Origin of the sequence: Xanthomonas sp. BRIP62415 (assembly GCF_003993515.1) — a bacterium.
Classification (GTDB): Bacteria; Pseudomonadota; Gammaproteobacteria; order Xanthomonadales; family Xanthomonadaceae; genus Xanthomonas; species Xanthomonas euroxanthea.
The window spans coordinates 133,342-154,282 of the sequence record NZ_QEZH01000029.1 but is presented as its reverse complement, the minus strand read 5'-3'; the positions used below and the strand labels follow the sequence as shown (position 1 = coordinate 154,282).

At 65.1% G+C, this 20,941-nt stretch carries 18 protein-coding genes; 8 read left to right on the top strand and 10 right to left on the bottom strand.

Annotated elements, in window-relative coordinates; translation table 11 throughout:
• The first annotated feature begins 262 nt into the window (after positions 1–262).
• Entirely contained in the window at positions 263–1,297 is a 1,035-nt protein-coding gene (tdh, locus tag EO141_RS14845) for an L-threonine 3-dehydrogenase (protein WP_180496889.1), read from the top strand.
• Between the two features lie 613 nt (positions 1,298–1,910).
• On the opposite strand, the gene EO141_RS14840 is transcribed toward tdh, so the two are convergent.
• From EO141_RS14840 to EO141_RS14820, 5 genes are all read right to left on the bottom strand, one after another.
• A complete protein-coding gene (locus EO141_RS14840) occupies positions 1,911–2,627 on the bottom strand; it encodes a TorF family putative porin (protein ID WP_127169548.1) in 717 nt (238 codons plus the stop codon).
• Positions 2,628–2,900: 273 nt separating this feature from the next.
• Positions 2,901–3,932 (bottom strand): sulfate/molybdate ABC transporter ATP-binding protein, encoded by a 1,032-nt coding sequence (locus EO141_RS14835; protein ID WP_104582473.1) that lies wholly within the window; start codon positions 3,930–3,932, stop codon positions 2,901–2,903.
• Between the two features lie 7 nt (positions 3,933–3,939).
• Complete coding sequence (cysW, locus tag EO141_RS14830; RefSeq protein ID WP_127169547.1) at positions 3,940–4,893, bottom strand: sulfate ABC transporter permease subunit CysW; 954 nt, start codon at positions 4,891–4,893, stop codon at positions 3,940–3,942.
• Complete coding sequence (cysT, locus tag EO141_RS14825; RefSeq protein WP_119129705.1) at positions 4,890–5,750, bottom strand: sulfate ABC transporter permease subunit CysT; 861 nt, start codon at positions 5,748–5,750, stop codon at positions 4,890–4,892. Before cysT ends, cysW begins: the two co-directional genes overlap by 4 nt.
• Before the next feature lie 3 nt (positions 5,751–5,753).
• Positions 5,754–6,854, bottom strand: a complete 1,101-nt coding sequence (locus tag EO141_RS14820) for a sulfate ABC transporter substrate-binding protein (protein WP_164739230.1) — start codon at positions 6,852–6,854, stop codon at positions 5,754–5,756.
• A gap of 89 nt (positions 6,855–6,943) precedes the next feature.
• Between EO141_RS14820 and kbl the strand changes: the two genes are divergently transcribed.
• Complete coding sequence (gene kbl, locus EO141_RS14815) at positions 6,944–8,152, top strand: glycine C-acetyltransferase (protein ID WP_127169545.1); 1,209 nt, start codon at positions 6,944–6,946, stop codon at positions 8,150–8,152.
• Positions 8,152–8,541, top strand: coding sequence for an HNH endonuclease (locus tag EO141_RS14810; RefSeq protein ID WP_127169544.1), 390 nt, complete (start codon positions 8,152–8,154; stop codon positions 8,539–8,541). Before kbl ends, EO141_RS14810 begins: the two co-directional genes overlap by 1 nt.
• On the opposite strand, the gene EO141_RS14805 is transcribed toward EO141_RS14810, so the two are convergent.
• The 3 genes from EO141_RS14805 to EO141_RS14795 all read right to left on the bottom strand — a co-directional run bounded on the left by EO141_RS14805 (position 8,495) and on the right by EO141_RS14795 (position 11,168).
• Positions 8,495–9,346 carry a pseudouridine synthase gene (locus EO141_RS14805; RefSeq protein WP_127169543.1) on the bottom strand — a complete coding sequence of 284 codons (852 nt, stop codon included), beginning with the start codon at positions 9,344–9,346 and terminating at the stop codon, positions 8,495–8,497. The genes EO141_RS14810 and EO141_RS14805 overlap by 47 nt on opposite strands.
• A gap of 19 nt (positions 9,347–9,365) precedes the next feature.
• Positions 9,366–9,881 (bottom strand): hypothetical protein, encoded by a 516-nt coding sequence (locus tag EO141_RS14800; RefSeq protein WP_024938551.1) that lies wholly within the window; start codon positions 9,879–9,881, stop codon positions 9,366–9,368.
• A gap of 189 nt (positions 9,882–10,070) precedes the next feature.
• Positions 10,071–11,168: an OmpA family protein gene (locus EO141_RS14795; protein ID WP_104532906.1), complete on the bottom strand. Its 1,098-nt coding sequence runs from the start codon at positions 11,166–11,168 to the stop codon at positions 10,071–10,073.
• 416 nt (positions 11,169–11,584) lie between these two features.
• On the opposite strand from EO141_RS14795, the gene EO141_RS14785 reads away from it, so the two are divergent.
• The 5 genes from EO141_RS14785 to EO141_RS14765 all read left to right on the top strand — a co-directional run bounded on the left by EO141_RS14785 (position 11,585) and on the right by EO141_RS14765 (position 19,001).
• Entirely contained in the window at positions 11,585–12,607 is a 1,023-nt protein-coding gene (locus EO141_RS14785) for a zinc-binding alcohol dehydrogenase family protein (RefSeq protein WP_127169542.1), read from the top strand.
• 542 nt (positions 12,608–13,149) lie between these two features.
• A complete protein-coding gene (locus EO141_RS14780) occupies positions 13,150–15,189 on the top strand; it encodes an NADPH-dependent 2,4-dienoyl-CoA reductase (RefSeq protein ID WP_127169541.1) in 2,040 nt (679 codons plus the stop codon).
• Between the two features lie 310 nt (positions 15,190–15,499).
• Complete coding sequence (locus EO141_RS14775) at positions 15,500–16,798, top strand: MFS transporter (RefSeq protein ID WP_241236675.1); 1,299 nt, start codon at positions 15,500–15,502, stop codon at positions 16,796–16,798.
• Between the two features lie 1,063 nt (positions 16,799–17,861).
• Entirely contained in the window at positions 17,862–18,323 is a 462-nt protein-coding gene (locus tag EO141_RS14770; RefSeq protein ID WP_104582275.1) for a cell wall hydrolase, read from the top strand.
• A 63-nt stretch (positions 18,324–18,386) separates the two neighbouring features.
• Positions 18,387–19,001 carry a glutathione binding-like protein gene (locus EO141_RS14765; protein WP_119130814.1) on the top strand — a complete coding sequence of 205 codons (615 nt, stop codon included), beginning with the start codon at positions 18,387–18,389 and terminating at the stop codon, positions 18,999–19,001.
• 192 nt (positions 19,002–19,193) lie between these two features.
• Here the strand turns inward: EO141_RS14765 and EO141_RS14760 are convergent, their stop codons facing one another.
• Positions 19,194–20,180 (bottom strand): malate dehydrogenase, encoded by a 987-nt coding sequence (locus tag EO141_RS14760; RefSeq protein WP_104582273.1) that lies wholly within the window; start codon positions 20,178–20,180, stop codon positions 19,194–19,196.
• Positions 20,181–20,296: 116 nt separating this feature from the next.
• Complete coding sequence (locus EO141_RS14755; RefSeq protein WP_016904578.1) at positions 20,297–20,791, bottom strand: peptidylprolyl isomerase; 495 nt, start codon at positions 20,789–20,791, stop codon at positions 20,297–20,299.
• Positions 20,792–20,941: the final 150 nt, after the last annotated feature.

The following is a 20,941-nucleotide window of genomic DNA, read 5'->3' as shown; positions in this document are numbered from 1 at the left end:
TTGTTGCCTTGCCTGCTTATTGACTCTTCTGCTTGTTGACTTCCCTGTTTCTCGACTTCCCGCCCTTCCCCCGCTTGCGGGGGAAGGTGCCCGAAGGGCGGATGGGGGCAACCGCCCCGCAACAAACACATACCGCCAACCAACCAACCCAGCGCCACCGCCGCCCCCGACCGCACGGGACCATTGCTGTTGCACCGCCACATGCACTCACCGCGCGCCGCATATAATCGCCGCCTTACTTTCACTCAGCAGGTCCCGCCAGATGGCGCAGACGATGAAGGCGCTGGTCAAGCGCGAAGCAAACAAGGGCATCTGGCTGGAGCAGGTCGCCGTTCCCAGCCCTGGCCCCAACGAGGTGCTGATCAAGCTGGAAAAGACCGCGATCTGCGGCACCGACCTGCATATCTACCTGTGGGACGAGTGGAGCCAGCGCACCATCACCCCCGGCCTGACCATCGGCCATGAGTTCGTCGGCCGCGTGGCCGAGCTCGGTTCGGCGGTAACCGGCTACCAGGTCGGCCAGCGCGTGTCGGCCGAAGGCCACATCGTCTGCGGACATTGCCGCAACTGCCGCGGCGGCCGCCCGCACCTGTGCCCCAACACGGTCGGCATCGGCGTCAACGTCAACGGTGCCTTCGCCGAGTACATGGTGATGCCGGCCAGCAACCTGTGGCCCATCCCCGACCAGATTCCTTCCGAGCTGGCCGCGTTCTTCGACCCTTACGGCAACGCCGCGCACTGCGCGCTGGAGTTCGATGTCATCGGCGAGGACGTGCTGATCACCGGCGCCGGTCCGATCGGCATCATCGCCGCCGGCATCTGCAAGCACATCGGTGCGCGCAATGTGGTGGTCACCGACGTCAACGACTTCCGCCTCAAGCTGGCCGCCGACATGGGCGCCACGCGCGTGGTCAACGTGTCCAAGACCTCGCTCAAGGACGTCATGGCCGACCTGCACATGGAAGGCTTCGACGTGGGCCTGGAAATGAGCGGCAACCCGCGCGCCTTCAACGACATGCTCGACTGCATGTACCACGGCGGCAAGATCGCCATGCTCGGCATCATGCCGCGCGGCGCCGGTTGCGACTGGGACAAGATCATCTTCAAGGGTCTCACCGTGCAGGGCATCTACGGCCGCAAGATGTACGAGACCTGGTACAAGATGACGCAACTGGTGCTGTCGGGCTTCCCGCTGCACAAGGTGCTGACCCACCAGTTGCCGATCGACGACTTCCAGAAGGGCTTCGACCTGATGGAAGAAGGCAAGGCCGGCAAGGTCGTGTTGAGCTGGAACTGACCGGCCAATACGTTCAACGCAAAAGGCGCCGCGAGGCGCCTTTTGCATGTCCGTTTTCAGCGCGCAGGCAACGCAAGCAAAGCTTAGTGGGTCGAGGGCGCGGCGGCCTCACTGCACCAATAAGTTAGTCGGTGGTCAGGTAGAAAAACACGCTTATTGCTAGGCGCTGAGACGCCCAGAGTTCCATAGATTGCTTGTTGGCAGTCCGCCCGTTGCCCAGCGCGCGACGGGAAAATTGTCGGACGCAAGGTGATCCGGACGATGCACGCCATGGTCTGCTTGCAACCACGCACCGACCATCTCAACTGGTCCTTGCCCACTCACCGTCGCGGGACCTTACGCGGCATGGATGCCGCGTAAGAGCCTACCAGGACGTACTTGCGGCGTGTCCCGCGTCGGTGGGCGGGCAAGGGCCCTGCAGCCAGGCAGCAGATCAGCGGCTCTGCATCTGCAAGTGATCCATCCGCACGTTGCAATCACTTAAAGACAAGACAAACGCAATTTGAGTCTTGGGGTCTTTCAACTTCAGGGCACCTAGGAGTCCGAGCATCGACTCTTCCCGCCTCATCACCCCATAGCCAGATCGTCAAAACCGCCGTTCAGGCGATTGCCCTCACGGCCAGGTGACTGTCGCAGTCGCCACCAGATGGTTCTGCGAATTCTGCCGCCCGAAGCCGAATTCCGCCGCTTCGCTGGTGTCGTAATAGCCCACGCTCAGACCCAGTGGACCGAACACCTTGCCGACATTCACGCCAAAGTCGTTGTAGTCGTGGTCCACCTGGCTCAGCGAGGAGGTATAGACGCTGTGCCCCGCATGCGCGCCGAAGGTGAAGTCGTGTGGCAGCGACCAGTTGGCATCCAGCGCGTAGTAGTAACCATCGGTCTTGGTGCCATAGAGATCGTTGGTATAGGCAACGGTGAGGCTATAGGTCTTCAGGAACGTGGTCTTGGTGATCAGCTCGGCGTAATTGGACGCGCCCGCTCCCAGATACTGGTAGCGATTGACCATCACATCGAAATTGAAGTTGGTGCCCAGGTCGGTGTTGTAGCCGACAAAACCATCCACTTCCCAATCCGGGTCGCCGGCACCGTAGTCGACGTTGGAGGTCCAGGTGCCGATGTACAGGCCGAACGGCGTCTTGTAGGTGAGCCCGGCCTGGAAGGCGGGCTCCTCATTGGTCTGCGAAATACCGCGGAACAGGTAGTCGCTGGTCACCGCAAAGGTACCGCTAAAGGGGGAAGCGGAGGCTTCTTCGTCCTGCGCCTGTGCCAACGGCGCGACACCAAGCAGCAGCAACGACAGACAAGACGCGAGCGAGGACGGCTTCATGGACATCTCCTGGAGCGATGGGCGGTCGGATTGCGCGAGGCGGGACTGCCATGCCTTATTAGTCCAACCGTCATTGCAGCGCAACAGACAAGTCGCGCTCGCTTGACCTGGCGCACAAGCTTGAGAGCAGATGACGCCGGTCAGCGTCCTGTCTCATCGACCGCCCGCGCGGAATCTTGATGGGCCGGGAGTGGAGATTGGAGATTGGGGATTAGCAGGGATTCGCTTCGCTCTTGCGAATCCCCAATTCCCAATCCCGAATCCCGGCTCAAATCAGACCGGAAACACACCGTAATGCCGCGCTGCCAGCCGCAGCTGCTGTCCAGGCTGGAAGCTCCCCGCCGATGCCGGCAGTTCCACTTCCACCTCGTTGCCTGCCGGCTCCAGCGTGGCGCGCAGCCGCAGACGCGCCCCGCTGCGCTGCGACCAGGCCACCGTGGCCGGCCAGCCGGCATCGTCCGGCACCAGATCTTCCGGCCGCACGTAGACCTCTACCGGGCCGGCCGCCAACGCGGCATTGGCTGCCGGCAAGGCATGCCCGGCGACCTGGATCTGGCCTTGCGCCAGCACACCCGGAATGCGGTTCACCGCGCCCACGAACGAGTACACGAACGGCGAGGCTGGCTTGTCGTAGATCATCGCCGGCGTGTCGAGCTGCTCGATACGGCCACGATTGAGGATCGCCACCCGGTCGGCCAGCTCCAGCGCTTCTTCCTGGTCGTGGGTGACGAACACCGTGGTCAGGCCGGTGCGCTCGTGCAGCTCGCGCAGCCAGCGGCGCAGATCGCGGCGCACCTGCGCATCCAGCGCACCGAAGGGCTCGTCCAGCAGCAACACGCGCGGCTCGATCGCCAGTGCACGCGCCAGCGCCACGCGCTGCCGCTGGCCGCCGGACAGCTGGGTGGGATAGCGTCGCTCGAGGCCCTGCAACTGCACCAGCGCCAACAGCTCTTCCACGCGTGCGCGGATGCGTGCTTCTGCCCAGCGCTCGGCGCCGCGCCGCACCCGCAGGCCGAAGGCGATGTTCTCGAACACATCCATGTGCTTGAACAGCGCGTAGTGCTGGAACACGAAACCGACCCGGCGCGACTGCACGCTCATGCGTGTGGCGTCTTCGTCGCCGAACAGCACCTGGCCGCCATCGGCATGCTCCAGCCCGGCCATGATCCGCAGCAAGGTGGTCTTGCCCGAACCGGACGGCCCCAGCAAGGCCAGCAACTCGCCCTGACGCACGTCCAGGGTGATGTCGTCCAGCGCGGTGAACGTGTCGAACTGCTTGCGCAGGCGGTGGATGCGGATGCCCATGTTCACCTCAATGTCGGTGGTTGGCGGCGAGCGAATCGCCGTGCCGCCATTCCAGGTACGTCTTCAGCGCCAGCGTCAGCAGCGCAGTCAATGCCAGCAACGAGGCACACGCAAACGCGGCGCTGTAGGCGTATTCGTTGTAGAGGATTTCCACGTGCAGGGGCAGCGTGTTGGTGCGCCCGCGGATATGCCCGGACACCACCGACACCGCACCGAACTCGCCCATCGCGCGCGCCGCGCACAGCAACACGCCATACATCAGGCCCCAGCGGATGTTGGGCAGGGTCACCCGCCAGAACATCTGCCAACCATTCGCGCCCAGGCTCAGTGCGGCCAGCTCCTCATCGCTGCCCTGCTGCTCCATCAGCGGCATCAGCTCGCGCGCGATGAACGGGAAAGTGACAAACGTCGTCGCCAGCACGATGCCGGGCAGCGCAAACACGATGCGCGGCAACTGGACCAGCAACTCGCCAAAAAACGGCAGCTGCAGCCGCCAGCCTTCGTCGATCAACGGCCATGCCCAGCCGCTGCGGCCGAAGATGAGCACGAAGATCAGGCCGGCCACCACCGGCGATACCGAGAACGGCAGGTCGATCAGGCTGATCAGCAAGCGCTTGCCGGGGAACCGGTGCTTGCTGACAGCCCACGCTGCCGCCACGCCGAACACCAGGTTCAGCGGCAGCACGATGGCAGTGACGATCAGGGTGAGCTTGATTGCCGACAGCGCATCCGGGTCGACGATCGCACGCAGGAAGGTCTCCCAGCCGCCGCGCAGCGCCTCGGCGAACACCAGCACCAGCGGCAGCAGCAGAAACGTCAGCAGGAACAGCAGCGCACCCACAATCATCAGCCACTGCACCCAGCGCGGCTCGTTGGTGGCCGAGTCGGTGATCCGGCGCGCCTGTTCGGTCATCTGGCGGGTCTGCACCATGGCGGGCAGCGGCGAGACAGCATCGTTCATGCAGTCCTCCGTTGATAGCGCAGCAGGCGTGCCTGCAGCGTATTGACCACCAGCAGGATCACGAACGACAGCAGCAGCATCGCCGCGGCAATGGCGGTGGCGCCGGCATAATCGAATTCCTCCAGCCGGATGGTGATCAGCAGCGGCGCGATCTCGGTGGAATTTGGCAGGTTGCCGGCGATGAAGATCACCGAACCGTACTCACCCACGCCGCGCGCGAATGCCAGCGCGAACCCGGTCAGGACCGCCGGCCAGAGCCCTGGCAGCACTACCCGCCACACGGTCTGCCAGCGCGATGCACCCAACGTGGCGGCGGCCGCTTCCAGTTCGCGCTCGCTCTCGGCCAGCACCGGCTGCACCACCCGCACCACGAACGGCAACCCGACGAACACCAGTGCCAGCACGATGCCCAGCTGGGTGTAGGCCACCTTGATGCCGACCGCCTCCAGCCAGCGCCCGACCCAGCCGTTGCCGCCGTACAAGGCGGTCAGCGCGATGCCGGCCACCGCGGTCGGCAACGCGAACGGCAGGTCGATCACCGCATCGAACAGGCGCTTGCCCGGGAAGTTGTAGCGCACGAACACCCAGGCCACCCAGGTGCCCATCACCGCATTGAAGGCGCCGGCCGCAAACGCGGTGCCGAAGCTCACCCGCAACGCCGACAGCACGCGCGGCTCGCTCCACACCCGCCACAGGCCGTCCCAGCCCAATCCGCTGGTCTTGATGAAGATGCCCAGCAGCGGGATCAGCACGATCAGTCCCAGCCAGGTCAGCGTGATTCCAAGACTCAAGCCCAGCCCGGGCATGACGCGTCGGCGCGGTGCCGGCGCTGGGTGGGGTGCAACCGACATCTGCATCGCCTACTTTTTTGCCTGGATCTGGTCGAACACGCCACCGTCGGCGAAGTGTTCCTGCTGCGCCTTGTCCCACGACCCGAACGCGTCCTGGATGGTCACCAGCTTGATGTCCGGGAACCGTGCCAGATCGGCAGGGTCGGCAAATTCCGGGTGACGTGGGCGATAGAAATGCTTGGCCGCCAGCTTCTGCCCTTCCGGCGCATACAGGTAGCGTAGATACGCCTCGGCCACATCGCGGGTGCCGTGCTTGTCGACGTTCTTGTCGACCAGCGCCACCGACGGCTCGGCCAGAATCGACAGCTTCGGCACCACGATCTCGAACTTGTCCTTGCCCAGCTCCTCGCGCGCCAGCAGCGCCTCGTTTTCCCAGGCCAGCAGCACATCGCCGATGCCACGCTGCACGAACGTGGTGGTGGCGCCGCGCGCGCCGGTATCGAGCACCGGGACGTTGCGGAACAACGCCTGCATGTAGCGCATGATGCGCTCGCGGTCGCCCTTGAAGATGTGGTCGGCGTAGGCCCAGGCAGCCAGGTAGTTCCAGCGCGCGCCGCCGGAGGTCTTGGGGTTGGGCGTCACCACCGCCACGCCCGAGCGCAGCAGGTCCGGCCAATCGTGGATGTTCTTCGGGTTGCCCTTGCGCACCAGGAATACGATCGTCGAGGTGTACGGCGCGCTGTTGTCGGGCAGGCGCTTTTCCCAGTCGCTGTCGATCAGCTTGGCCTTTTCGGCGATCGCATCGACGTCGTAAGCCAGTGCCAGCGTCACCACGTCGGCTTCGATGCCATCGATCACCGCGCGCGCCTGTTTACCGGAGCCGCCGTGCGAGGTCTCCACCGTGACGGTGTCCTGCGGATGCTGCTGCTTCCACTGCGCGGCAAAGGCGCTGTTGTAGTCGCGGTAGAACTCGCGGGTGGGGTCGTAACTGACATTGAGCAAGCCGATGTCGCGCGCGCCCGCCTGGTCGGCCAGGACCAGCAGGCTGCACAACACGGTCGATACAAGACGGAAGCGGGGGTGGGTCACAGCAATCTCCAAACCGTTGGGGCGCAGCTGAACAGCAAGCATGCCATGCTGCGCAGCGGCACGCAGGCGGTGAAATGACATCAAGGCCGCGCCTTATGCCGATTTTGCATGACGTAGTGGTATGCCACCGTGATCGTTAAAATCATGCGTCTCTTGCCACTGCGATCGCCATGACCCACGCTCACGCCGCGCTGACCGCCCATTACGCCGCCGAACTGGACACCATCCAGGCCCAGGGCTTGTTCAAGTCCGAGCGCATCATCACCGGCCCGCAGTCGGCCCGGATCACCCTGGCCGATGGCCGCAGCGTACTCAACTTCTGCGCCAACAACTATCTGGGTCTGGCCGACCACCCGGACATCATCCAGGCCGCCAAGGACGCGCTGGACACGCACGGTTTCGGCATGGCCTCGGTGCGCTTCATCTGCGGCACCCAGGATCTGCACAAGCAGCTCGAGCGCACCATCGCCGACTTCTTCGGTACCGAGGACACCATCCTCTACGCGGCCTGTTTCGATGCCAACGGTGGCCTGTTCGAACCGCTGCTCGGCGAAGCGGACGCGATCATCTCCGATGCGCTCAACCACGCCTCCATCATCGACGGCGTGCGCCTGTGCAAGGCCAAGCGCTTCCGCTACGCCAATTGCGACATGGCCGATCTGGAAGCGCAGCTGCAGGCCGCCGATGCGGCTGGCTGCAAGACCAAGCTGATCACCAGCGACGGCGTGTTCTCGATGGACGGCTTCATCGCCCCGCTCGACGAGATCACCGCCCTCGCCCGCAAATACAACGCGCTGGTGCATATCGACGAATGCCATGCCACCGGCTTTCTTGGCGCCACCGGCCGCGGCTCGGCCGAGGTCAAGGGCGTGCTGGACCGGATCGACATCATCACCGGCACGCTGGGCAAGGCGATGGGCGGTGCGTTGGGCGGCTTCACCACCGCCAGGCGCGAAGTCATCGAACTGCTGCGCCAGCGCTCGCGCCCGTATCTGTTCTCCAACTCGCTGCCGCCGCACGTGGTGGCCGCCGGCATCAAGGCCTTCGAGATGCTGGAAGCCGCCGGCGAGCTGCGCACGCAACTGGTCGACAACACCCGCTATTTCCGCGAGCGCATGACCGCCGCCGGCTTCGACCTCAAGCCCGGCGTGCATCCGATCAGCCCGGTGATGCTCTACGACGCACCGCTGGCGCAGAAGTTCGCCGAGCGCCTGCTGGAAGAAGGCATCTACGCAATCGGCTTCTTCTTCCCGGTGGTGCCCAAGGGGCAGGCGCGCATCCGCACCCAGATCAGTGCCGCGCACACCCGCGCGCAGCTGGATCAGGCGATCGACGCGTTCATCAAGATCGGCCGCGAACTCGGCGTCATCAAGGACTGATGCGCACGGTACTGCGCCAACGGCTGCTGCTGGCGGCGCAGACCGATACCCAGGCGCACCTGCTGGACGGCAACTGGGAAACCCGTTGCCTGCATTGCCGTCGGCGCCTGCAGCTGCGCGCCGATGGCGAACCGCTCGGGCACACCACGCTGGAACACGTGGTCCCGCAGGCCTGGTTTGGCCGTCGCGCGGCGGCAGCGCTATGCGCGCTGGTCGACGACGATGCCAATGCAGCGCGTAATCTCGCCCTGGCCTGTGCCGGCTGCAACCACGCCAAGGGCCGTCGCCACGATGCCAACGGTGCCGGCGACGCCCGCGCCGTGGAGGTGGTCAGCGCCTTGCTCAGCGCGCGCCTGGTGCGTTGGCGGGAGCCGCCGTCAGCGCGCTGACTTCCTCCAGACTGAGCATCCGCCACGCCCCCTTGCCCAGCTCGCCCATCGCCAGCGAGCCGATCGCCACCCGCACCAACCGCAGCACGCCGATCTCCACCGCCGCCAGCAAGCGGCGAATCTGCCGATTGCGGCCTTCGTCCAGCACGATCTCCAGCCACGCATTGCGCTCGCCCTCGCGCAGCACGCCGACCCGCCTGGCGCGCAGCAGCACGCCCTCGCCGTCCGGGTCGGGATCGACCACGCCGGCCTGCAGCTGCGCCAGTTGCGCAGCGCTCGGGCGGCAATCGATCTGCACGTGATAGGTCTTGTCCGGCCCGGTCGCCGGGTCGGTCACGGCCGCTGCCCATTGCGGGTCGTTGCTGAAGAGCAACATGCCTTCGCTGGCCTTGTCCAATCGCCCGACCGGGGCGATCCACGGCAGGCCGGCGCCATCGAAGCAGCGATACACCGTGTCCCGGCCCTGCTCGTCGCGCACAGTGGTGACCACGCCGCGCGGCTTGTTGAGCATCAGGTAGTACCGCGCCGGCCCGGCCAACGGGTGTCCGTCGATGCGGATGCTGGACTGCTGGTCGGCACGGACCGGATATTCGGGATCGTGCACCACGCGTGCCGCCACGCTGACCCGCCCTGCAGCGATCCAGCGCGCCGCTTCGGTACGCGAACACACGCCCAGTTTGGACAGCACGCGCGCCAGCCCGTGGCGCGGCGCGCTGGTCGCCGTGGTCATGCCGGCGGCGCGCGACGCGCCCGCCGGACCACGCGTGCGCTGCCGGGACGTCGCCGGCGCAGGCCGCCGGGTCATGCCGTCCCGACCGCGCTGCTTACTTGTTTTCGACCGACTTGGCGTCGGCCGCGGGCGTTGCGGTTGCCGCAGCAGCCGGCGCCGGCGCAGCCACCGGACGCGCCTTGACCACGCGCACGCCGCGCGCCTTCATCCAGGCGTCGAATTCTTCGGCGGTCATGCGCTTGCCGTTCTGGCTCATGTCAAAGCGCCACGGCGTGTTGTCGAATGCGGTGGTGGCCTTGTAGGCGGCCGGATCGTTCGGATTGACGGTGCCGCCGGGCGGAATGACCTTGGCCAGGTCCTGGCAGCCTTCCACGCGCAGACGCAGCAACACGCGGTCCACCGACTGCTCGGTGGTGTAAGGCTGTGCCAGCACGCCAGTGGGCATGCCCAGCTGCACGCTACGGGTGTAGAACTCGGCGGCCGCCGGCGCAATGACGGTGGCGGGCAACGGCAGCGGCTGGGACACCGTGCTGCCGGCACAGTTCGGAGCGGCGTAGGCGGCGGGAATCAGGGCGAGACAGAGCAATCCAGCCGTAGCGGTACGCAGCATCGGGTTCTTCCAGTATGAGTGTGGTGTTGACGCGGCGAGTGTAGGCAGCGATGAACGCTGTTTCAACCGGAAGCGTGCCTGGATGGCAACGCAGACAGGATTTGCACTGTCCGGGTACAGATTTCCGGTTCCCACAAAGACAAAACCCGGCGCAAGGCCGGGTTTTGTATGCAACAGCTAGCGGTCCAATTAGTTCTGGACGTTCAGCTCGGTACGACGGTTCTTCGCACGGCCTTCCGGATTGTCGGAACCATCCGGGTTGGCGTTCGGAGCAATCGGACGGCTCTCGCCGTAGCCGATCGGACCAACCAGACGCGACGCATCGACGCCGTTCTTGGTCAGGTAGTCGTACACGGTGGTCGCACGACGCTCGGACAGCTTCTGGTTGTACGCGTCGGTACCCTTCGAGTCGGTGTGACCGGCAACCTCGACCTTCAGGTCGGGGTAACGCTTCAGGATCTCGGTCGCTTCGCTCAGGATCGAGACGGCGTCCGGACGCAGGGTCGACTTGTTGAAGTCGAAGTTCACGCCCTTCAGGTCGATCGACACAGGCACCGGGCAACCGTCCGGACCGATGGTCTGGCCAGGCTGCGAAGCCGGGCACTTGTCGTCGCAGTTGTTGACGCCGTCACCGTCGTCATCCAGGTCTGCGCAGCTCGGGGCAACCGGAGCCGGAGCCGGCGGCGGAGCGGTCGACGGAGCCGGTCCCAGCGGGATCACGACGCCGACCGAAGCCAGCACGTCGCCGAACCAGTCTTCCTGCGGAGCAGCAACGCTCTGGTCGTTGAAGTCAGCGCGGTAGGCCAACTCGGCACGCACGGCGACGCGCTTGTCGAAGGTGGTCTGCAGACCGACACCAGCCTTGGCGGCAAAGTTGCCGTCCTTCTGCTGGCCCGGCGAAACCGGGTTCGGGGTGGCGTCGAACTCTTCTTCCGAACGCTGGTAGCCCAGACCGAACAGCAGGTAGGGGTTCCAGCCGCGGCCTTCCTGGATGAAGTGGCGACGCAGGTCGAACGAGATGCCGTACTGGCTCCAGTTCTGGTCCTGGTTGGCATCGAAGTTCGGGTTCTGATAGTTCAGCTCGCCGTCGATCGACCAGTTCGGGCTAACGAACTTGCCCAGACCCAGGGTGACGAACGGGGCGTCATTGGTCAGACGATCGCTGTCCTGGAAGTTGAAGCCAGCGCTACCGGTCAGGTACCAACGGTCATCGAACTCCTGCGCGGAAGCAGCCTGGGCAACCGCCAGACCGCCGAGCAACGCGGCAGTGAGAATTTTCTTGTTCATGTGTATACAGCTCCTTCTTTGGGAGATAAAACCGATAGAGGCGTTGTTCTTGGTAAAGATGCTCGTCACATCCAGAGCCATCGGGGCGCAGATTAAGCCGGCTTCAGTGAAGATCGCGTTAACGGTCATATAACATGTGAAAGCAATCACCAGGGCCGGCGATCCCTTTCAATACTACGTATACAGTTTCATGAAGGGAAGGACCGCGCACGCAGTTTGCACATCCCGGCTGCATGAACCGCAGCCCAATTAAGCCAGTTGAATACGCTGGCGGATCCAGCCTTCCGGCCCACTGCGCACTGATGCGTCAACCACATTGGTGAACGCCAGGCCCTGTCCGAGCTGAATTGTGGTGTCGGTGGTTGCGGCGCGACGGCGACACAACGCACCCTGAACTCCCCACCTGGAGCGACCCGATGAAAGCTGTCGTCATCACCCGTCACCTGCCGATCGACGATCCCGCCGCATTGCTTGACATGGAACTTCCAGCCCCGTCAGCCCCGTCGGGGTATGACTTATTGGTGCGTGTCGAGGCGATCTCGGTCAATCCGGTCGACGCCAAGGTGCGCGCGCCCAAGCCGCAGACACTGCATGCGCCGAAGATCCTGGGCTACGACGCGGCCGGCGTCGTCGAAGCGGTGGGGCCCGATGTCACCGCGTTCGCAGTCGGCGACGAGGTGTATTACGCAGGCGACATCGGGCGACCGGGCAGCAATGCGCAATATCAGCTGGTCGATGCGCGCATCGCCGGCTGCAAGCCCACCTCGCTCAGCTTCGCCCAGGCCGCGGCCCTGCCGCTGACCACCTTGACCGCATGGGAGCTGCTGTTCCAGCGCATGCCGTTCTCTTTCGACGGCGCCCGCAATCGCGGCAAGCACCTGCTGATCATCGGTGGCGCGGGCGGCGTGGGCTCGATCGCGATCCAGCTGGCGCGGCATGCCGGCTTCAGCGTGATCGCCACGGCCTCGCGGCCGGAGACCATCGAATGGACGCGGCAGATGGGCGCCCAGCATGTGATCGACCATCACCAGCCGCTGCTACCGCAGTTGCAGGCGCTGGGAATGCAGAGCGTGGACGCCGCCCTCAACCTGGCCGACACCGATCGCTACTGGCAGCAGCTGGGCGAGATCCTGGCGCCGCAGGGGCATGTGGGCCTGATCGTGGAGCCGCGCGGCCCGCTGTCGATCGGCGATCCCTACAAGGCCAAGTGCATCGGCATCCACTGGGAATTGATGTTCACCCGCGCCCGCTACGCAACCGAGGACATGGTCGAGCAACACCGCATCCTCAACCGCGCCGCCAGCCTGATCGATGCGGGCGAGTTGCGTACCACCCACACCGAAACGCTGTCGCCGATCAATGCGCAGCACTTGCGCGAGGCGCATCGGCGCCTGGAAAGCGGCAGCACGATCGGCAAGCTGGTGCTGGCGGGTTGGTGATCGCCTGCGCGCTTGAGTTCGGCTGTTGCGTGGTGCACGGGCCGGTCGGCTTGCACATTAGAACGCGGCAGGACCACGGCGCGCGCACGTGAATCAGCAGCAATGCGGGACCGGCATCCGGATCGCAGGCAGCGTTGCAGCTGTGGCATCTGCGCACTCGCAGCCATGTGAGTAGCAGTGCGCGCAAGGCAATCTGTTCCGCAGCAACACGCGGATGGATCGACCTTGCTCTATAGAGAGTCGCCATTGCGGCCATGGCGACCCGCGTGACGCGTCGGATGCGGCTGCCGATCAGGGGCCGTTGATCGGGAAGCCGGCAAGCCGGATCGAACGCCAGGCCTCCCAGACGGTCTCATCCAGCAAGCGGGATCGCACCAGGGACGTGCCGCGCTGCCAACGGGTACGCGGCCTGCTGCGGACGCCACCCGCCCTGTCCTGCCCCTGCCCCAGGCGGCCGACTGCACCCGCTGTGCGCGTCAGGACTTGCCGCCACGCCCGTTTGCCGGCATCGTGCGCACTCCGTACGCCAGCGTATCCACACCATGTCGCCCGCCACCGGCCCGTCCGTCTCGCCCTATCCGCACCTGTTCACACCGCTCGATCTGGGTTTCACGCAACTGCGCAACCGCGTGCTGATGGGCTCGATGCACACCGGCCTGGAAGACCGTGCGCGCGATTTCCCCAAATTGGCCGCATATTTCGCCGAGCGCGCTGCCGGCGGTGTCGGCTTGATCGTCACCGGCGGGTTTTCGCCCAATGTGGTGGGCTGGCTCAAGCCGTTCGGCGGCAAGCTGTCGTGGCCGTGGGAGGTGCGCCCGCATCGTCAGGTCACCCAGGCGGTGCATGCGCACGACGCCAAGATCTGCCTGCAGCTGCTGCATGCCGGGCGCTACGCCTATCACCCGCTGTCGGTGGCACCGTCCAGGCTCAAGGCGCCGATCAACCCCTTCACTCCACGCGCGCTCTCGGCACGTGCGGTGGATCGGCAGATCGCAGCCTACGCGCGTGCGGCACGGCTGGCGCGCGACGCCGGGTACGACGGCGTGGAGGTGATGGGGTCGGAAGGCTACCTGATCAACGAATTCACCGCCGCGCGCACCAACCAGCGCAGCGATGCCTGGGGGGGCGATGCGGTGAAACGCATGCGCTTTGCAGTGGAGATCGTGCAACGCATCCGCGAGGCCTGCGGGCCGGACTTCATCATCATCTACCGACTGTCGCTGGTGGACCTGGTGGACGGCGGCAACCAGTGGCAGGACATCCTGACCCAGGCGCAGGCGATCGAAGCAGCAGGCGCGACCATCATCAATTCCGGCATCGGCTGGCACGAGGCACGCATTCCGACCATTGCCACGTCGGTCCCGCGTGCGGCGTTTGCCGGTGTGACCGCCAAGCTCAGGCCGCACTTGCACATCCCGGTGGTGGCGACCAACCGCATCAACATGCCGGAGGTGGCCGAACGCATCCTCGCCGACGGCGCGGCCGACATGGTGTCGCTGGCGCGCCCGCTGCTGGCCGATCCGCAGTGGGCCAACAAGGCCCGCGCCGGCCAGTCGCAGGCCATCAATACCTGCATCGCCTGCAACCAGGCCTGCCTGGATCATGTGTTCGACAACAAGCTGGCGAGTTGCCTGGTCAACCCACGCGCAGCGCACGAAACCGAACTGATCTACGCACCGACCCCTGACCCCAAGCGCATTGCGGTGGTCGGTGCCGGCCCGGCCGGTCTGGCCTGCGCCACGGTGGCGGCCGAGCGCGGCCACCGCGTCACCCTGTTCGATGCAGGCGATGCAATCGGTGGGCAATTCAACGTCGCCAGGCGCATCCCGGGCAAGGAAGAATTCACCGAGACGCTGCGTTACTTCGGTCACCGCATCGACGCAACCGGGGTGCAGTTGCATCTGAATACCCGCGTGCAAGCGGCCGATCTGAAGGACTTCGACGAGATCGTGCTGGCCACCGGCATCGAGCCGCGCAAGGTGGATTTCCCCGGCGCCGATCACCCGATGGTCGTGAGCTATCTGGACGTGGTGCTGGGCCGTCATGTGGCTGCCGACAAGGTCGCGATCATCGGGGCCGGCGGGATCGGCTTCGATGTGGGCGAATTTCTCGTGCACACGGGGCAATCGCCGTCGCTGGACCTCGCGCGCTGGATGGCCGAATGGGGCGTGGACCCCAGCTTTGAGACCCCTGGCGCATTGGCCAGGCCGCAGCCCGAGCCCCCCGCCCGCCAGGTCTGGCTGCTGCAGCGCAGCCCCGGCAAACCCGGCGCGCGCCTGGGCAAGACCACCGGCTGGATCCACCGTGCCACGCTCAAGGCCAAGGGCGTCAAGATGCTCGGCGGTGTGGAGTATCTGGGTGTGGACGACGCCGGCCTGCGGATCCGCGTGGAAGGTAACGAGCAACTGCTCGATGTCGGCACGGTGGTGATCTGCGCCGGGCAGGAACCGCGCCGCGACCTGCTTGCCGCGCTGCAGGCGGATGGCCGGCAACCGCATCTGATCGGCGGCGCGGATGTTGCCGCCGAACTGGATGCCAAGCGTGCGATCAATCAGGCCTGCCGCTTGGCGGCGACCTTGTAACGCGCGCTTGGCAGCGCGCTGAAAGCCACGGCGGCTTGCTCACGGCGCCACTCGAACACGTGTACGAGCGCGGGTGTGCGCCGGATGGGCGCACCGTCACCGCTGCGGGTGGCAGCGGCAGCGCGATGACCGGTCTGCGCGTCAGATGCCGCCACAGGACTCTATAGCGAGGTCGGATGCGCGGATCGGGGTGGACTCCGACGCCGTTGGCGATCGCGCCAGGCGGTACAAGCGCCTCTGATTGGCGCGGCACCGGTAGATTCTTTTTCCTGTCGTGCAGCTCGGCTATAAACCGGCGATGCGCTCCACCCTGACTGCACCGCCCCACATGCTGCCGCCGGCAGCATTGCGGGCCTATGTTGCAGCGCATTTCGGCAAAAGCCTGCTGTGGTACACCGGCGAATTGCTGCTGATTTTTGCGTTGACCGAATACGTTGGATTGAGCGCGGTGGCTGCTGGCGCGTCGGTCGCCGGCGGATTGGTGATCAGTGCAGTGATGGGCATGGTCGCCGCGCGACGCTGGAGTGCCCACGCCAGCCTGGCCTGGGCCGGGCGTTCGCAATGGCGTGGCATTGCGTTGGCAGCCCTCGCCCTGGCACTGGTGTTCGTGACGCCAGCGCTTCCTGCCGGTGCCAGGCTGATCAGCGTGTTGCTGCTCAGCCTGCCCTTCCGCGCGGCCTATGCGATCGGCGACGTGGCACAGAACACCTTGTTGGGGTTGGGCCACTGGCCCTGGCGCGGTGCGCGCGGCGTCAGTGCGCTGCGCCTGATCGGCAGCGGGCTGGCCGCGCTATCGGTCAGCGCAGCGATCGGCCTGGTGCTGAAGGCTGGGGCATATGCCGGCGCATCGACAGCGTTGATGGTCGTCGCGCTGGTCAGCAGCATCGCACTGCTGTCGGCATGGTGGTTACGCAACACGCTGCAGCCTTACGCGCACGCAGTTGCCGCCGCTCCGTTACCGCCAGCCACGTCGGAGTGGCAGCGCAATCAGTTGCTGCCCGTGGCGGTCATCGCAGCACTGGCGTTGGCGTTGCCGACGTTCACCAAATTGGCGCCTTATCTGGCGCAATCGCGTATCGGCTCGGCCGGATGGGGCAGCGCGGTGTTGATTGCATACGCGTTGGGCAGCGTCTGCATACAGCCCTTGGCAGCGCGTTGGCCGACCGTGGCGCTGCGTCGATTGGGCCTGAGTGGAGTTGCACTGTCCGGGCTGGGATTGATCTTTGCCATCGCCATGGCTCGACACTGCGTGCTGGATGCCGGCCTGGCCTTCGGCATGGGTGTGGCGGCGGGAAGTGCCGGGCAATGGGTCTGGGCGCGCCACGCAGAACTCGCCTCGCGCCATGGCCCCGCACGGCAGGCCCGCGCATGTGCCGCACTCACTGCGACAGCCCAACTCGCACTGGCGGCCGGCAGTGGCGTGATCGGACTGCTGCTGAACGTCTCCGGCTATCCGCATGGGCACGCTGCGCAGCTGGCGTGGGCGATGGCCCTGGGGCCGATACTCTGCGGCGTGTCATGCATGCTGATCGCCTGGATCGGCAGCGCGTTGGCGATGTCTGAAAAACGCAGACCTGTTGCAACTGTGCTGCCAACGAGTCGGATCTGAAATCTCATCAGCCCACAACGACGTAACGCGTACGCGCAAGGTGCTGTGCCGACTGCAATCACGTGCTTCGGCGATCGCCATGCACGTCTGCACGCTTGCAGGTTCTGTAGGTTCTGCAGGTTCTTTTTTTTCATCAAGTCGAACTTGATGCGCGTGGTTCAACGCGCCTAGTTCTTCTTGAAATAAACAGTGCGCGTACGCAAGGCGGCAGCAAGCGCACGATGCAATCGCAATGTCGTCAACGACGATGCGCCGCTGCCACCGTCAAGAAATCGTGCGACGGGGTCTGGCGATTTCGGCGGCATCTCTGAGTGCTGCCACTGCAGCGCATCCTTGCGTGATGCAGGTGCAGGCGTGGCGAGCGACCTGGGGATGCGATGCGACAGCAATAGCTGTCATGACGCGTCGCGGATACCCACCCCCATCAATTCGCATCGAACACGCTACCGCCTCCTCTGGCTCTAGCGACTGCAACACAGGGTTGTACGCTGCATGAGCAAGCGCACGATGCATGATCCCGGCAGCACGACATCCCGCACTGACAGTTCTTTCCTGCACCCTGCGTTCGCATGTGGATGTCCCACTGCTGCTGCGGCAAGACGCCGGCGTACAAGCACATGCATCAGTGACGAGGATGTGTAGCGCACCATGCCGATGGCACTGCATGCGTAGCCTGCGCAAGAGGCGTCGCGTGTCGCAAACAACACGCAGACCCGCAACACCGCATGCGCATTGCGCCGATGTTGATTGCCACATCCGCTGTCGCCACCACGATGCGACGCACACGACGGATGCAGCGCGCTGTCGTGCTCGAGCCAAGCGGTAGATGTAGCAAGCACTCACACGCGTCAACCCCGCCTATTCAGCCGCGATTCTGTGATCGACGCCTACCTTGCGCCAACTTTTTGACCCACCGCATTTGGTGGGCACCTCCGGTAGATCATTGTTTCGCCGGAGACCGGGCGACCCGTGGCAGGCCGCCTCCCCATGACGCCAAGCCCTCTGTACTGGTGCATCCACCTTGGATGCTCTGCGGATCGGCCCATACGGAGCAAGGAGTTCTATGAAACTGGTTTGGATACTTTGGCTGTCGCAGTTGTTGCCGCAGCCAGCTGCAGATTCGTTGTGCTTGAGCACCACCGTGTACCTGGAAGCGCGTGATCAGACCTTGCGCGGCCAGCAAGCAGTCGCGGAAGTTGCGTTGCGTCGCCTGGACAGCGGTTTGTGGGGCGATTCGATGTGCCAGGTGGTCACCGCGCGCAAGCAGTTCGCGCCCACCATCGTGGCGCCGGGAACGCAGCTGAAAAATGACGATGCCTGGAACAAGGCGCTGCATGTGGCACTGGCTGCAGAGCGCAACTGGGCGCTACCGGTGGGTCAGCGCAAGGAAATCGTGCCGGGCGCCAGCCACTTTGCCGCAAGCGCCATCGCCAGCCCGAGCTGGCGCAATGCATACCAGGTGGCCACCATCGGCGACCACACGTTCTATCGCGTGCAGAAGCTGCGTCCGCGCACCGCATCCTGACGTCACCCACGCACTCACGCGTTGCCGCTAAGCTTGCGTCTTCGTCTTTGTGCGGGAATTCTCATGAAGCTGTACACCAAGCCGGGCGCGTGTTCGCTGGCAGATCACATCGTGCTGCGCTGGTCGGGGCTGCCCTTCGAGCTGGAAGTGGTCGACGCCGCCACGATGAAGTCGCCCGGGTATCTGCGCCTCAATCCAGCCGGCGCGGTGCCGTTGCTGGTCGTCGACGACTGGGCGCTGACGCAGAACGCGGCCATCCTGAACTACATCGCCGACGTCGCACCGCTCACCGGGCTGTCCGGCGATGGCAGCGCGCGCAGCCGTGCGGAAATCAATCGCTGGATCGCCTTCGCCAATGCCGATGTGCATCCGACCTTCAAGCCGATTTTCGGCAGCACTGCCTATCTGCAGGACGAGGCGCTGATTGCGCGCAGCCATGACGACGCACGCAACAAGCTGCGCGCCCTGTACGAACGTGTCGACGCGCATCTGCAGGGGCGCAACTGGCTGGCCGGCGACACCCACACCGGCGCCGATGCGTATCTGTTCGTGACGCTGCGATGGGCGCAGAAGGCGGGCGTGGACCTGAGCGGGCTGAGCGCCGTGGCTGCCTTCGTGCAGCGCATGCTCGACGATGCCGATGTGCAGGCCGCGCTAAAGGCCGAAGGCCTGGCCTGAGCCGAGCGCACCGCGTGATGTGATCGATGCGGCGGCAACGCGTATCGCATCGGCCTTGCAGGATCGATGGGCGTGATGGTGCGCTTCCCGCGCCACCGACCGGCACATGTAACGCAACGCATCACGGAAGCGACGCATAAAAAAACGCCGGGCAGTGCCCGGCGTTCTTCATGTACTGCCAAGCCGGGAAACTCAGCCCAGCAGATGCGACACGCCGCTGCGCTCTTCTTCCAGCTCGGCCAGGGTCTTGTCGATGTACTTCTGGCTGAAGTCGTCGATCGGCAGATCCTTGACCAGGGTGTACTCGCCGTTTTCGGTGGTGACCGGGAAGCCGAAGATCACGCCTTCCGGAATGCCGTAGGAGCCGTCGGACGGCACGCCCATCGTCACCCACTTGCCATTGCTGCCCAGCACCCAGTCACGCACGTGATCGATGGCGGCATTGGCGGCCGACGCTGCCGAGGACAGGCCGCGCGCTTCGATGATCGCCGCGCCGCGCTTGCCCACGGTCGGAATGAAGGTGGACGCATTCCATTCCTGGTCGTTGATCGCATCACCGATGGACGCACCATCGGCGGTGGCGAAACGGTAGTCCGGGTACATGGTCGGGCTGTGGTTGCCCCACACCACCAGCTTCTCGATGCCGCCGACCGGCTTGCCGAGCTTCTGCGACAGCTGGCTGAGCGCACGGTTGTGGTCCAGACGCAGCATGGCGGTGAAGTTTTTCGGGTTCAGATCCGGCGCCGACTTCATTGCGATGTAGGCATTGGTGTTGGCCGGGTTGCCGACCACCAGCACCTTGACGTCACGCTTGGCCACCTTGTTCAACGCCGCGCCCTGCGCGGTGAAGATCTTGGCGTTCTCCAGCAGCAGGTCCTTGCGCTCCATGCCCGGGCCGCGCGGACGCGCACCGACCAGCAGGGCGACATCGATGTCCTTGAACGCCACTTCGGCGTCGTCGGTGCCGACCACGCCGGCCAGCAACGGGAATGCGCAGTCTTCCAGCTCCATGATCACGCCCTTGAGCGCGGCCTGAGCCTTTTCATTGGACAGTTCCAGCAATTGCAGGATCACCGGCTGATCCTTGCCCAGCATTTCGCCGGAGGCGATGCGGAACAGCAGGGCATAGCCGATCTGGCCGGCAGCGCCGGTCACGGCAACACGAACAGGTGCTTTCATGGGGAGTTTCCTCTGCTAAAAAACATGGGTGGAGGTGCACGCTGGCGTGGCGCGAGGCCTGGCGGCGCGCAGTGACAGACGAACGGCCGCACACGGCGGCCGTTCGGGAAAAGCCATCAGGCGGCGAGGATCTTGTTCCACTCCGCGACGCGGTCGGCCTTGGCGGCCAGCACGGCGTCGGTATCGCCTTCGATCGTCACCTTGTTGATCACATCGCCCTGGGCGACGGCATCGACCACGTCCAGGCCCTGGGTGACCTTGCCGAACACGGTGTGCTTGCCGTCCAGCCACGGGGTGGCGGTGTGGGTGATGAAGAACTGGCTGCCGTTGGTGTTGGGGCCGGCATTGGCCATGGACAGCACGCCACGCTCGTGGCCGACGCCGTTGTTGGCTTCATCCTCGAACCGGTAGCCCGGGCCGCCGCGGCCGGAACCTTCCGGGCAGCCGCCCTGGATCATGAAGTCGGCGATGACGCGGTGGAAGCTCAGGCCGTCGTAGAAGCCGCGCTGGACCAGGTTGACGAAGTTGGCGACGGTCAGCGGGGCCTTGTCGGCGAACAGCTCGACCACGATCGGGCCGCGGGTGGTGTCGAAATGGGCGATCAGGGACATGGAAATCCTTGCAGGTTTCAGGGTGTATGACAGCCCATTAGAATACACCCGGCCGTGCAGGCGGCCGTGCAGGTTGGACCATCGTCGGGGGTCTCACGGCAAGCTGAATGGGCGTTTTGAACCGCTCGACGGCCGAACGCAACGGCACGG